The sequence below is a fragment of the Clostridium sp. AF35-15 genome (assembly GCF_003477745.1).
Classification (GTDB): Bacteria; Bacillota; Clostridia; order Lachnospirales; family Lachnospiraceae; genus Otoolea; species Otoolea fessa.
Window position 1 is genome coordinate 229,452 of sequence record NZ_QUDY01000005.1, and the last position, 14,358, is coordinate 243,809.

Consider the following 14,358-nt stretch of genomic DNA (forward strand, 5'->3'; position numbering starts at 1 on the left):
CTTATCTGCCCTCCTTGTCTGTCATAACCGGAAGCTTCCATGCACCTCTCGCCTTTTCGTATGCAGATGCCGCGCCAAACAGCTTCTTTTCCTGAAAGCAGTCTGCAATCATCTGAAGCCCGATCGGAAGTCCCTTCGAATCCAGCCCGCACGGAACTGAAATGCCCGGAAGACCTGCCAGGTTGACCGAAACAGTATAAATATCGCCCAGATACATCTTCATCGGATCGGAAAGGCTGTCGCCCAGCAGCGGTGCCGTGGACGGCGCTGCCGGTCCCAGAATGACATCGTATTTCTCAAACGCCTTGTCAAATGCCTGTTTAATCAATGCTTTTGTGCGGAGTGCTTTCAGATAATATGCATCGTAGTAGCCGGAACTCAAAACGAACGAACCGAGCATGATACGGCGTTTTACCTCTGGTCCAAAGCCCTCGGAACGGCTCTTTTTATACATTTCATGTAAATCTTCATATTCCGGTGTGCGGTAACCGTACTTCACACCGTCAAACCGGGACAGGTTGGAGCTTGCCTCCGCCGATGCAATGACGTAATATGCTGGGATCGCATACTCAACCATGCCTAAATCAAAAAACTCCACTTCTGCCCCGCGTTCTTTTAACGCCTCAGCTGCCGCCAGAACAGCTTTTTTTACATCTTCATCGAGTCCTTCGCCCAGATAATCGGACGGAATTCCAATCTTCATCCCTTTTACCTCTCCAGTCAGAGCAGCGGTAAAATTATACGCCTCCCGCTTGACAGAGGTACTGTCCTTTTTATCATAGGAAGCGATCGTCTCCAGAATTGCCGCGCAGTCTGCGGTATCTTTCGCAATCGGTCCAATCTGATCCAGCGAGGAACCATAGGCGATCAGACCATACCTTGAAACCGTTCCATAGGTCGGTTTGATGCCGGTCACGCCGCAGAAGGAACTTGGCTGGCGGATGGAACCGCCCGTATCTGAACCAAGAGCAAAAAAGGTCTCTCCCGCTGCGACAGCCGCACACGAGCCACCGGAAGATCCGCCCGGTACATGCTCTGTATTCCACGGGTTTTTCGTCGGTCCAAACCAGGATGTCTCGGTCGTACTTCCCATCGCAAATTCATCCATATTTGTCTTGCCAAGCAGGATCGCACCGGCTTTTTTGAGGTTCAGCGCTGCCTCCGCTGAGTACGGAGGTACAAATCCCCTTAAAATTTTGGAACTGCACGTTGTCTCAATTCCCTCTGTACAAATATTATCCTTGATCGCCATCGGAACGCCCGCCAGCGGTCCGGTCAGGATGCCATCGTCAATCTGTTTCTGGATCTCATCCGCCTGTGCCAGTGCTGCCTCCTCGGTCAGCGTTACATAAGCATGAACTGTATCTTCATATTTATGAATCCGTTCCAGAGATGCCTGTACCGCCTCCCGGACGGAGATTCGTTTTTCTTTAATTTCTTTTCCCAGCTCCAGCGCTGTTAATTCTGAAATTCCCATCCTGATTTCCTCCATATTGCTGCCTGTATCTCTAATTCTTTTTACTCCACTGTCCTAGGCACCTTGTACTGTTTTTCTTTCTGCTCCGGTGCATTCGAAAGCATCGCATCTGATTCATCTCCATTTTCCACGACATCTTCGCGGAACACATTGTGAATGTCAAATACATGCGACATCGGTTCTACCTCCGAAGTATCAAGCTGATTCAGCATATCGATATACTCAAGCATCCGGCTCATGTCGCTTTTCGCTGCCTCTTTTTCCTCCGGGGAAAGGGAAAGCTTTGCTAAAATACCAACATAATCAATCATTTCATCGTCTATTTTCACTGCCATAAGTTCTGTTCCTTCCTATTATAATATGTGTTATGGACAAGCTCTTTGTTTCATAGGAAATTGCGTCCTGTCACGTTACGGTACCAGACGGCTCATATCTCTCGGGAAGAGCGAAACCTCACGGACATTCTCCTCTTCAAGCAGCTGCATCGTCATACGTTCCAGACCGATACCGAGTCCGCCGTGAGGCGGCATACCGTGTTTGAAGGTGCTTAAATACTGTTCCATTCCCTCGGTATCCATACCGCGTTTTTCAATCTTCTCCATCAACTCGGTGTAGCTGTGGATACGCTGTCCGCCGGTTGTGACTTCCAGTCCACGGAATAAAAGGTCAAAGCTGAGTGTTACTTTCGGGTCTGTCGGGTCATCCATCGCGTAGAATGGACGCTTCTTGGATGGATAATGGGTGACAAACACGAAATCGGCACCGTACTCTTCTTTAAAGTAGCGTCCAATCAGGTGTTCTTCCTCCGGCTCCAGATCGTATGGGTTTTTGATCTGGGTTCCATATTTTTCGGAGGCAAGGCGTTTCGCCTCGGTAAAGGTCACTGCCGGAATCTTCTCTACTTCCGGAAGTTTGACTTTAAGGATTTCCAGCTCCGTGGAATATTCCTTCTTTAAAATTTCCACCATATGCTGAAGAAATCCGGTTTCCATCGCCATGATATCGGTAAAATCATCGATATATCCCATCTCAAAATCCAGTCCGGTATATTCGTTTAAATGACGTTTCGTGTTATGCTTCTCCGCACGGAACACCGGACCAACCTCCATCACACGGTCAAACACGCCGACCATCATCTGTTTGTAAAACTGCGGACTCTGCGCTAACACCGCCGGGCGGTGAAAATAATCGAGTTTAAAGACGTTTGCTCCGCCCTCGGCTCCTTTTGCTCCGATCTTCGGGGAATGAATTTCCGTAAATCCTTCTCCATGCAGGTACTCCCGGAATGCCCGTGCGATTCCTTCCTGAATTCTGAAACGTGCGCGCTCCCGCAGGTTGCGGAGTGTCAGAGAACGCATATCCAGTTTGGCTTCCAGGGATGCGCTCATTTTCCATTTTGATACGGCAATCGGCATCGGTTCTTCCGGTTTCGAGAGGATCCGAACACTCTTTAAACGAAGTTCCATGCCTCTCGGCGCCCGCTCTTCTTTTCGGAGGACACCGGAAACTTCTACGAATGTTTCTTCTCTTAATTCAGCAAAATCCGCGTCGGTCACACCTTTTTCATAGACAGTCTGCAGCACGCCGTCACGTTTCCGGAGAATCACAAATGCGATATCTCCCATGTTGCGGACACTCATGATCGCGCCGTTTACCTTTACTTCCCGTCCTTCCATACCGTCTGCAAACACGGCTGCCAGATCCAGCACTTCTTTTTCCTTTTTACCTGTCATAAATTCCATCGCTGTTTCCTCTCTTTCTCTGCTTTTTGATATGTCCGGGACGGGAATAATGAAAAAGAATGTGCCTTGGCACATTCTCGCGCCGAGCGCGGTCGCTTGCGACAAACTACATCTTCGCGCGAGTGCGCATCATTGGCACGTTAGTGCCTTTTTGTGTAATAAGGGATTCCAAGGAATTTCCTATTACAAAAAAAGTCCCGGAATGACGTTCACTCACATCATTCCGGGACGGGATATTCCCGCGGTACCACCCGCATTTAAAAAGAAACGATTGTTTTTCTTTTTACTCTTTCGCTGCTTAACGCGCAGTCACGTGATGACCTACCTGCGGCGGCTGGCGGGGTGTCCAGTGTCGCTCTCAGTCATCCGGCTCCGGAGTGTTCCCTATTGTCCCGCTCCCTCCTGACACGGCTCTCAGCCGGTGGCCGCGTCTTTCTGTCGGATTCTTCGAAACAGAGTCTCCATCTTTGCCTTTTAAAAAAGTGGGCACGAATACCATGATTATCATGGCATCCTTGCCCACCCCGTTGGATTCAATTTTTTATGTTCAAACTATAAACTATTTTTCTGAGTTTGTAAAGAGGTTTTTTAATTTTTTTTCACGCAGTAATTCTGTATGGAATATGTCAGCTTCGCTGACCAGTATCACGCGCCAAGTCTCACGGATGTTCGACTTGAATAGAAGAAATCTTGTACAATATTCTCCCTTGAAACATTTTTTCAAAATTCGTGTGCAAATTGTATTGACATTCAGAATTTTTCGTGTATACTACTACACATAAAAGCAAGGGCGCTTCGAGATGATCGAGGTGCCCTTTTCTTTATGTAAAATGTGTCAGAGCACATTCATCTTACGTAGATTTAATCATCACAAAATCGCAGACATAAAACCTGAAAGGAGACATGAGTTATGAAAAAAAACATCCCTGAACTGTATGGAAGTCTTGTATTCAACGACAAAGTCATGAAAAGCAAATTGCCGCGAGATGTTTATAAGGCACTCCGCAAAACGATTGAAAATGGCAGCCATCTGGATCTCGACATTGCAAATGCAGTCGCAGTTGCAATGAAGGAATGGGCCGTTGAAAATGGTGCAACTCACTTCACACACTGGTTCCAGCCGATGACCGGCATCACTGCTGAGAAGCACGACAGTTTCATCAACCCGGTTGGCAATGGCGAAGTTATCATGGATTTCTCCGGCAAAGAGCTGGTAAAGGGCGAACCGGATGCATCCAGTTTCCCATCCGGCGGACTTCGTGCCACCTTTGAGGCAAGAGGTTATACAGCCTGGGATCCAACCTCCCCGGCATTTATTAAAGACGATACACTCTGCATCCCGACCGCATTCTGTTCCTACAGCGGCGAGGCACTTGATACCAAAACCCCTCTTCTGCGTTCGATGGAAACCATCAACCGCGAGGCGCTGCGTGTCCTGAAACTCTTCGGAAATGAAGATGTGACCCGCGTTGTCTCCACCGTTGGTCCGGAACAGGAGTATTTCCTGGTTGATAAAGAACTGTTTAATAAGAGAAGCGATTTGAAGTTCTGCGGAAGAACTCTGTTTGGCGCACCAGCTCCGAAAGGTCAGGAAATGGATGACCACTATTTCGGCGCTCTCCGTCCGAGAGTTTCCGCTTTCATGAAAGAACTGGATGAAGAGCTCTGGAAGCTCGGTATTCCGGCAAAAACCAAACACAACGAGGTAGCTCCAGCGCAGCATGAACTTGCCACCATCTACACGACTACCAATGTGGCAGTTGACAACAACCAGCTCACTATGGAAATCATGAAACGTGTGGCAGAGAAACATGGCCTTGTGTGCCTGCTCCATGAGAAACCATTTGAGGGCATCAACGGAAGCGGTAAACACAACAACTGGTCTTTATCGACCAACACCGGCGAAAACCTTCTTGATCCAGATCGCGATCCGGCAAAGAACTTACAGTTCCTTCTCTTCCTGTTCGCAACGATCAAGGCAGTCGATGTCTACGGCGATCTGCTCCGCGTATCAGTTGCAACTGCTGGAAATGACCACCGTCTGGGCGGCAACGAGGCACCGCCAGCTATCGTGTCTATGTTTATCGGAGATGATCTGGAAGCAGTTCTCGATATTGTGGAAAAAGATCTCGAGTCTGAGGCAAAAGAAGTCCAGACCATGAAGCCGGGCGCAAAGGTTCTGCCGCACTTTATCAAAGATACAACCGATCGCAACCGTACTTCTCCGTTTGCCTTTACCGGCAATAAATTCGAGTTCCGTATGCCAGGTTCCGCTCTCTCTGTATCGGAACCGAACATTGTCATCAATACAGCCGTAGCTGAAGTTTTAGGCGAATTTGCAGACCGTCTGGAAGGTCTTTCAGGCAAGGCTCTGGAGGCAGAAATCCATCTGCTCTTAAAGGAAGTGCTGCGTGATCACCGCCACATCGTATTCAACGGCAACGGTTACACCAGCGAATGGGTAGAGGAAGCTCACAAACGCGGACTCTTCGACCTACCGAGCTGCGCAGAGGCATTTCCGCGCCTGATTGCTGAGAAAAACGTAGAACTGTTCCTGAAACACGGCATCTACACCAAGGAGGAACTCTTCTCCCGCTACGAAATCAAGGAAGAGAACTACATCAAGACCATCAACATCGAGGCAAAGACGATGCTTTCGATGATGAAGAAGACCTTCCTGCCGTCCGTCCTCTCCTACTGCAAGGAGCTGGCTGAAACCGCCGCAAAGACAAAGGCAATCCTGCCGGACGCACCGATCAGCGCCGAGAGCAAACTGCTTGAGAAGCTGTCCGGTCTCTACACCGAGATTTCCGAGAAAACCGAAGCACTGGCAGAGGCTGAAAAAGCGGCAGAATCCATGGAAGATAATATCGAGAAGGTTACATATTTCCACTATACGATTCTTGCCAAGATGGATGACTTGAGAAGCAGCGTTGATACCGCAGAAGCCCTGATTCCGGATTCCTTCCTGCCGTATCCGACTTACGATGAACTGCTGTTCTCCGTATAATCTGACATGTCAATATTATGACTTGATTGAAAAATCGAGAAAAATGTGTTATGATTTGGCTGCAAAATATTGGTATATTGTCTTTTATACTGATATTTTGCAGTCAATTTTGGGTTCTTATCCCTGTTATTTTCTTATCATTCAGGTATCTTGAATACAAAGGAGGTTTATATCATGAGGGAGTCACTCACATACGAAACCGGGCTTCGTGAGGAATGCGGCGTATTTGGAATGTTTGACCTGGAGGGCGGCGATGTTGCCAGAGATATGTACTACGGACTCAGCGCACTCCAGCACCGCGGTCAGGAGTCATGCGGCATCGCAGTCTGTGACACGAACGGTCCAAAGGGCGTTGTCAACTGCTACAAAGGGCTGGGACTTGTCAATGAGGTATTTCATGAGGAGACGTTAAAACGCCTCGGCGGCAATCTGGGAGTTGGTCATGTCCGCTACTCCACAACTGGTTCTTCTACCATCGAAAACACACAGCCACTGGTACTTAAGTATTTTAAGGGAACACTCTGTCTGGCGCACAACGGAAACCTGGTAAATGCGTTTGAGATGCGCCGCCAGCTTGAAGAAACCGGCGCAATCTTCCAGACGACGATGGATTCAGAGGTAATCGCGTTCCACATCGCCAGAGAACGTCTGGCTGCCCCGACCGCTGAAGAGGCAATCAAACGGACCGCGGCAAAAACACGTGGCGCTTATGCCCTGATTATCTCCAGCCCGCGCAAGCTGATCGGTGTTCGTGACCCATTTGGTCTGCGTCCTCTCTGCCTCGGCAAAAAGGGAAATGTCTGGATCATGGCATCGGAAAGCTGTGCCATCACCTCGGTCGGCGGCGAATTTATCCGTGATATCGAACCGGGTGAGATCGTGACCATCACCCGCGACGGCGTTTTTTCTGATAAAAGCCTGCAGCAGGAAAAACGGGCGCACTGCGTTTTCGAATACATCTATTTTGCCCGCCTCGACAGCCACATCGATGATGTGAGCGTCTATGAGGCAAGGCTGCGCGGCGGCGCGGCTCTCGCACATTCCTTCCCTGCCGATGCCGACCTCGTCGCCGGTGTACCGGATTCCGGCCTGACCGCCGCGATGGGATATGCGAAGGCATCCGGCATTCCATATGAGATTATTTTCCATAAAAATAGCTATGTCGGCAGAACATTCATCAAACCGACCCAGGAAGAACGCGAAAATAGCGTCCGTATCAAGCTTAATATTCTGGAACCGGCTGTCAGGGGAAAACGCATTGTCCTCGTCGATGACTCCATCGTGCGCGGTACGACGATGAAAAACCTGATCCGCATGCTCAAAAAAGCCGGGGCGAAGGAGGTTCATGTGCGCGTCAGCTCCCCGCCATTCCTCTTCCCCTGCTATTTCGGCACCGATGTCCCCTCCAATAAACAGCTCATCGCCAGCAGCCATTCCGTCGAAGAAATCTGCCGGGAGATCGGTGCGGATTCGCTTGGATATATGCCGATTGAAGATCTTGAGGAGATGGCAGGCGGACTGCCGCTCTGTACGGCATGTTTCACCGGAAACTATCCGATGGATGTGCCGGATGGGGAGATTAAGGATGCATTAGAATAAATATTGCGCAAATGAAAAAGAATGTGCCTTGGCACATTCTCGCGCCGAGCGCGGTCGCTTGCGACATGTTTCTGCTTCGCGCGAGTGCGCATCATTGGCACGTTAGTGCCTTTTTATGTAATAGGGAATTCCAAGGAATTTCCTATTACATAAAAAAGGGCTCTCACCGAGTCCTTTTTTATCCCTCACACTTTTTCACGTTTTGTCAAAACTTTTGTTTTTGTTTAAAATGTCTTATATGTTTTTATACATTGGATGACGGACGGTTGTTCTGCGCTTTTAACGCTTTCAACTCGTCAAATACAACATCGTTCAGAACCTTAATGTAGGTTCCCTTCATACCGGACGAACGGGACTCAATAACGCCTGCACTCTCAAACTTGCGGAGTGCATTGACGATAACGGAACGGGTAATGCCGACTCTGTCTGCAATCTTGCTGGCTACCAGAATGCCCTCGTTGCCTTCCAGCTCATCGAAGATGTGGGTAATTGCTTCCAGTTCGGAGAAGGACAAGGTGCTGATCGCTGATTTAACGATCTGGATCTTTCTTGTCTCCTCTGCATTCTCCTCGTTGACAGAACGCATCATCTCAAGTCCGACAACAGTGGTTCCGTACTCACTCAGGATGATATCGTCGATGTCGTACTGTGCATCTGATTTGTAGATGAACAGAGTACCCAGTCTCTCACCGGATATATCAATAGGCGTGATGATCGCCTGATACTTCTTCACGTTCTCCTCGGCGAATCCCAATGTGGCAAGGTTGACATTTTCCTTCGTTGACAAAACGCTTAAAAGGCGTTCATTCAACATACGGTCAACAAAACCGCCGACCTGATCCTTGATCAACTCTTCGATCTCATCCACACCCTCATGAATCGCAACTCCGAGTACTTTACCTTTCTTGCTGATTACGAGAATATTGGATTCCAGTATGTCACTGAGGACTTCACAAATGTCATTGAACACAACCTTATGAGAATGGTTGTTGTGCAATAACTTATTAATTTTTCTAGTTTTGTCCAGTAATTGAACGCTCATTTTACCAGTTACCTCCTTTGCCTTTATCGTAAATTAGAATTCGATCCTAACCTGTAAGAATTGTAACACGATTTTCGTATAATAGCAAGAGTTTTTCTGTATTTTTCATTTTTTTTAATAATTAATATCTATTTCAAGAGTTTTTATGAGTTTTTTACAAAACCGCAGGCTTCGTTAGAACAAAGAAGCTTATTTCCCTTTTCGAGCATAATATGTCCACATTTCGGACACATTTCTTTTGACGGTTTCTGCCAGGTCATAAAATCGCAGTCCGGGTTATTTTCGCAGCCGTAATATCTTCTGCCCTTTTTCGATTTACGGATGACAATCTCACCACTGCATTTCGGGCACTTCACGCCGATCTTTTCCAGGTACGGCTTCGTGTTTTTACAGTCTGGGAATCCCGGGCAGGCAAGGAATTTGCCGTGCGGACCATACTTAATTACCATGTTGCGCCCGCACTGGTCACAGATCACATCCGTCACCTCGTCAGCAATCTTGACGCTCTCAAGCGTCTTCTCCGCTTCTTTAACCGCCTTGTCAAGATCCGGATAAAAGTTTTCGATAACGGTCTTCCAGCCGATCGTGCCGTCCCCGATGCTGTCGAGCAGGTACTCCATATTTGCCGTAAACTGCAAATCGACGATGGATGGGAACGCCTTCTTCATCATCCGGTTGACTACCTCGCCAAGCTCCGTCACATAGAGGTTCTTATTTTCCTTCGCTACATAGCGGCGCGCGATGATTGTCGTGATGGTCGGTGCATAGGTACTTGGCCGTCCGATGCCCTGCTCTTCCAGCGCCTTGACGAGCGACGCCTCTGTATAATGTGCCGGTGGTTGTGTAAAATGCTGTGCCGGTTCTAACTGGTTTAAATCCAGCTTCATGCCTGCTTCCAGCGACTCGTTCAGAACGCCGTCGGTCTCCTTATCCTCGTCCTGTGAATAGACGGACATGAAGCCGTCAAATTTGATTTTGGACGCCGACAGGGTGAAAAGCTCCTCTCCGGCTGCTACCTTGACGGAGGTTGTCTCGTAAACCGCCGGGCGCATCCGGCTCGCCGTGAAGCGCTTCCAGATAAGCTGGTACAGACGGAACTGGTCTCTGGAAAGCTGTTCTTTTACCTGTACCGGCGTCAGTGTAATGTCGGTCGGACGGATCGCCTCGTGTGCGTCCTGGATCTTGGCGTCTGATTTTGCCGCCGCCGGCGCCTCGGACACGTAACTTGCCCCAAACTGGTCGCCGATATAGCTTCTCGCCGCCGCATCTGCCTCTGCCGCGATGCGGGTGGAATCGGTACGCAGGTAGGTGATCAGACCGATTGTGCCGCGTCCCTTGATATCCACGCCCTCATAGAGCTGCTGGGCAAGGCGCATCGTCTTCTGCGTTGAGAAATTCAGCGTCTTGGATGCCTCCTGCTGCAGCGTACTGGTCGTAAACGGGATCGGCGCCTTCTTCACGCGTTCGCCCAGCTTCACATCGCGCACTTCGTACTCACAGCCCTCCAGACGCTTCATAAGCGCCTCCACTTCCTCTTTGCTGTGAATTGCCTTCCTGCCGTCCTTATCGCCGTAATAATGGGCGGTCAGCTTCTTTCTGGAGCCATGTACGTGGAGCTGTGCATCCAGCGTCCAGTATTCTTCCGGTATAAACGCATTGATCTCTTCCTCACGGTCGCAGATCATACGCAGCGCGACCGACTGCACACGACCGGCGCTGAGTCCTCTCTTGACCTTCGCCCAGAGAAGCGGGCTGATGAGGTAACCCACCATACGGTCAAGCATACGTCTTGCCTGCTGTGCATCCACCAGATTTTCATCGATGGCACGCGGCTCTTTTAAAGATGCCTTGACGGCGTTTTTTGTAATCTCATTGAAACTGATACGGTAAACCTTTTTATCTTTCTGTTCATCCAGCTTTAATGCTTTCATCAGGTGCCAGGAGATCGCCTCTCCCTCGCGGTCCGGGTCAGTTGCGAGATAAATCTTATCCGCTTTTTTAACCTCTTTACGAAGACGCGCCAACACATCGCCCTTTCCCCGGATGGTGATATACTTCGGCTCATATCCATGCTCTACGTCCACTCCCAGCGTGCTCTTAGGGAGGTCGCGCACATGACCGCCGGAGGCGTCCACCTCATAGTTGGAACCCAAAAATTTTTTAATTGTCTTGACTTTCGCCGGAGACTCTACAATAACCAGATTTTTTGCCATAACAGACCTCTATACAATCTTCCTAACGTAATATTGATTCATTGGCTGCAGGATCAATCCCTGCATTTCCAGATTTAAAAGCGCAGTCATGCATTCCCCTGCTGTCACCCCACAGCTTTTCATGACCGCTTCCAGATGTTTCGGTTGTGAATCTAGGCAACTATACACCATTTTTTCCGACTTGGCAAGTGCATTTACTGATTTTATTGTTTTTTTACAAGAATTTTTACATTTTATATGGAAGAAATCCAACACATCCTCCGGTTTCGTCACGATCCCCGCTCCCTGTGCAATCAGCCGGTTGCAGCCCTCACTGAGCGGATCGATGCGCCGTCCCGGCAGCGCAAATACCTCTTTTCCCTGCTCCAGCGCCAGATCCGCCGTAATCAGGGAGCCGCTTCTTTTTCGTGCTTCCACGACCAGCACCAGATCGGAAAGTCCGCTGATGATCCGGTTCCGGATTGGAAAATGGGATGCCGTCGGCGGTACACCCGGTCCATATTCTGACAATATGCCGCCTTGTTCACGGATGCGCGCATGCAGTCGGATGCCGGATGGCGGATAACAGGTGTCAATCCCACAGCCCATCACGGCATACGTCAGTCCGCCGCCATCCATCGCGCCCTTATGCCCCGCCTGATCGATCCCCAGCGCCATGCCGCTCACTACCTGCACGCCGTTTTCTGCCAGAATCCGGCCGAAATACTCTGCCTCCTGTCGTCCATACGGCGTACAGCTGCGCGCCCCGATGACTGCCGCGGATGGTTTCGCATCTTCTGGAAGCATTCCACGCACAAACAGCCACATCGGTTTATCATAGATATGCATCAGGCGCTTCGGATATGCCGCCTCACCGCACAGAATGAAACGTACCCCCTGTTCCTCCAGCCTATCGTATTCTTCCACGCGCTGTTTGAAGAGCAAAACCGCTTCCTCCAGCCCCTTTTTCATAGCCTTTCCGAGAAAGGAACATATAAACGGATCCAGTTTCTTCCTATTATATAAAACCCGCTCATAGATTCCCTCAAAACTGCCGCACGATTCATATAATTTAGCCGCCGTCACCGCGCCGATTCCATCCACTCTCGATAACCAGTAGGCATGGATGCGCTCACGGTCGGAATACTGCATATTTTCTGTCAGAAGCACTTTTTTATGCGGCTGTTCCTGTATTTTTCCATATAGTTCCTGCATAGAAAGCTGAGCATTCTGTACATTGCTATCTTCTTTTCCTATTTCCATATCTTTCCCCCTATATATGTCAGATCGACTGCCTTTTACCTTCAAGAATGCCTCGGCATTCTTGCTGCGAGATGCGCGTCATGCAAAGCATGACATACTTCTTTTGCGCATCTTAAGCAATCCTGCCGGAGGCTATATCAGATGGGGGATTGGCTCCCACCACTGATACTAATTTGCTTCTCGCCACCTGAAGAGGTGGGAGTCATCTCACATCTGATATAACAATTACAACCCTTGTTAAACTTTTTATTCTTTCAATCTTTTAGACATGCTTCTTTTCAGAGACTCCCCCAATATTTTTTTTCAAAACTCCGGAATCCTATCGCCTCCGCTAACTGCGTCCGCCCGATCTCCGCCTGTCCATCCAGATCGGCAAGTGTGCGCGCTACTTTTAAAATCTTTCCGTGTCCCCTGGCACTGATTCCCTGCTGCCGTTCGACCTTTTCCAGAAATACCACATCTTCCCCGGATAGACGGCAATACTTTTCGATCTGGCGGCGTGTCATCTGGCTGTTGTAGGAGATAGATTCGTCTGCAAACCTCTTTTCCTGTCGAGCGCGCGCCTCCATGACGCGGGCACGCATGACAGCGGAGGAATTCCTCTGCTCCGTCTGTGGAAAACTCCCCTCATCTATACTCTTCTCTGAAGCCATCATACCCAAATCCTGCCGCGGTACTTCCACCCCAATATCGATCCGATCTAAAAATGGTCCCGAAACGCGGTTCAGATACCGGCGGATCTGGGTTGGAGTACAACGGCATTTTCCCAAATCTGGGAAAAAACCGCATTTGCAGGGATTCATCGCCGCCGCAATCATCGTTTTTGCCGGAAATACAACCGTCTGGTTGAGACGGGAAACCGTGATGCTTCCTTCCTCCATCGGCTGACGCAGCAGATCCAAAATTTTCGGCTGAAACTCCGTTAACTCATCTAAAAAGAGGATTCCCGACAGACGAGCCGTTCAATAACAATTATCGAAACGCTTTCACCTGAAAAAGTCATATACGACCATATTTCAAAAGCTATCCCCACGGGGTACTATCTTCTACCCTGGGGACGGGGCAATTACCCCGTTTTACCCCATCACAAAGCAGAGGGGTAACATAGCCTTATTTCAAACATAAACTGGGATTTTTTTGTGAATACAAAATCAGAAAAAGAATATGAGTTTCTTCTATAATAAAAAAGAACTTATAAAATGGTTTGAGGGCTTGGTCATCAAATTGTAACCTTACCCTCATTTATTATACACCACCAAACACCTGTTTGGAATCTTTTTTTTGTTTCTATTTCGTTGTATTTTTTGTGAACAGCCTTACTGCTCTGCTCGTTCCGGGGCGTAGACAGTGAAAAGGTCAATGTAGTCATCCTCCGAAGTCGGACCTTCCTCCATGTCATACCGCACATAGTAATCCCGAATCATGTAACCTCGGTAAGGGTCAGATAAGGTATAAAGCTCTCTGGTAGAGAAATCAACCAGGCAATATCCCGTGGTACCAAGTCTGCTGTCATCGCCATTGTTCTTCTGATCTACATAGAACTCCACCACTTTGTCCAGGCAAGTCTGGCAAAGGGAATCCTTCAGCTTATCGAAGTTCACCTCATCTTTGGCTTTGTAGTAAATCTCCGCATCGCTATAGCCACGGTTCGACATTCCAGTAATCATCACACTTCCGCAACCCTCGCCATAAGAATTGACCCTCGTACTCGTGCCACTTTGACCGAACACTTCATTTCCGTCATCGTCAAAAGCTCTGACTTCGGTATCACTTATAGACAGGTCGTTCAGATGGATAATTCCTATCGAGTCCTTTTTGCCATAATACGACATAAGACTGCCACCTCCGTTGCCGCAGATGGAACAGTCCTCTTGACCAATATTGGACTCTACGGATAATTCATATTCTGGTTTTTCTGGCTGGATTGCAGACTCCGCAGATGCACTGGATTGTCCGCAGCCACAAAGCAGACAGGTCATAAGCATTGTAAGGAAAAAGGTTTTCCGTTTCATGGTGTCCTCCAAACGAAATAA

The 14,358-nt window shown here is 48.8% G+C and carries 10 protein-coding genes; 2 read left to right on the top strand and 8 right to left on the bottom strand.

What is annotated here, in order from left to right:
• Nucleotide 1: 1 nt before the first annotated feature.
• The 3 genes from gatA to aspS all read right to left on the bottom strand — a co-directional run bounded on the left by gatA (nucleotide 2) and on the right by aspS (nucleotide 3,219).
• Nucleotides 2-1,477, bottom strand: a complete 1,476-nt coding sequence (gene gatA / locus DWZ76_RS08120) for an Asp-tRNA(Asn)/Glu-tRNA(Gln) amidotransferase subunit GatA (protein WP_118293516.1) — start codon at nucleotides 1,475-1,477, stop codon at nucleotides 2-4.
• A 41-nt stretch (nucleotides 1,478-1,518) separates the two neighbouring features.
• Nucleotides 1,519-1,812 (bottom strand): Asp-tRNA(Asn)/Glu-tRNA(Gln) amidotransferase subunit GatC, encoded by a 294-nt coding sequence (gene gatC, locus DWZ76_RS08125; protein WP_106999925.1) that lies wholly within the window; start codon nucleotides 1,810-1,812, stop codon nucleotides 1,519-1,521.
• Nucleotides 1,813-1,887: 75 nt separating this feature from the next.
• Nucleotides 1,888-3,219: an aspartate--tRNA(Asn) ligase gene (aspS, locus tag DWZ76_RS08130; RefSeq protein ID WP_022360244.1), complete on the bottom strand. Its 1,332-nt coding sequence runs from the start codon at nucleotides 3,217-3,219 to the stop codon at nucleotides 1,888-1,890.
• A gap of 910 nt (nucleotides 3,220-4,129) precedes the next feature.
• Between aspS and DWZ76_RS08135 the strand changes: the two genes are divergently transcribed.
• Nucleotides 4,130-6,229 carry a glutamine synthetase III gene (locus DWZ76_RS08135; protein WP_118472374.1) on the top strand — a complete coding sequence of 700 codons (2,100 nt, stop codon included), beginning with the start codon at nucleotides 4,130-4,132 and terminating at the stop codon, nucleotides 6,227-6,229.
• A gap of 174 nt (nucleotides 6,230-6,403) precedes the next feature.
• The gene (purF, locus tag DWZ76_RS08140) at nucleotides 6,404-7,828 is read left to right on the top strand and encodes an amidophosphoribosyltransferase (protein ID WP_117795463.1); all 1,425 of its coding nucleotides are present in this window, start codon (nucleotides 6,404-6,406) and stop codon (nucleotides 7,826-7,828) included.
• A 244-nt stretch (nucleotides 7,829-8,072) separates the two neighbouring features.
• Here the strand turns inward: purF and codY are convergent, their stop codons facing one another.
• The 5 genes from codY to DWZ76_RS08165 form a co-directional block, all read right to left on the bottom strand.
• Nucleotides 8,073-8,870, bottom strand: a complete 798-nt coding sequence (gene codY / locus DWZ76_RS08145; protein WP_022360247.1) for a GTP-sensing pleiotropic transcriptional regulator CodY — start codon at nucleotides 8,868-8,870, stop codon at nucleotides 8,073-8,075.
• A 143-nt stretch (nucleotides 8,871-9,013) separates the two neighbouring features.
• Nucleotides 9,014-11,083 (bottom strand): type I DNA topoisomerase, encoded by a 2,070-nt coding sequence (gene topA / locus DWZ76_RS08150; protein WP_118472375.1) that lies wholly within the window; start codon nucleotides 11,081-11,083, stop codon nucleotides 9,014-9,016.
• 9 nt (nucleotides 11,084-11,092) lie between these two features.
• Nucleotides 11,093-12,325: a DNA-processing protein DprA gene (dprA, locus tag DWZ76_RS08155; protein WP_243017794.1), complete on the bottom strand. Its 1,233-nt coding sequence runs from the start codon at nucleotides 12,323-12,325 to the stop codon at nucleotides 11,093-11,095.
• Between the two features lie 278 nt (nucleotides 12,326-12,603).
• Entirely contained in the window at nucleotides 12,604-13,278 is a 675-nt protein-coding gene (locus tag DWZ76_RS08160) for an ATP-binding protein (RefSeq protein WP_347561285.1), read from the bottom strand.
• Nucleotides 13,279-13,641: 363 nt separating this feature from the next.
• The gene (locus DWZ76_RS08165; RefSeq protein ID WP_118472376.1) at nucleotides 13,642-14,337 is read right to left on the bottom strand and encodes a hypothetical protein; all 696 of its coding nucleotides are present in this window, start codon (nucleotides 14,335-14,337) and stop codon (nucleotides 13,642-13,644) included.
• Between the last annotated feature and the right edge of the window lie 21 nt (nucleotides 14,338-14,358).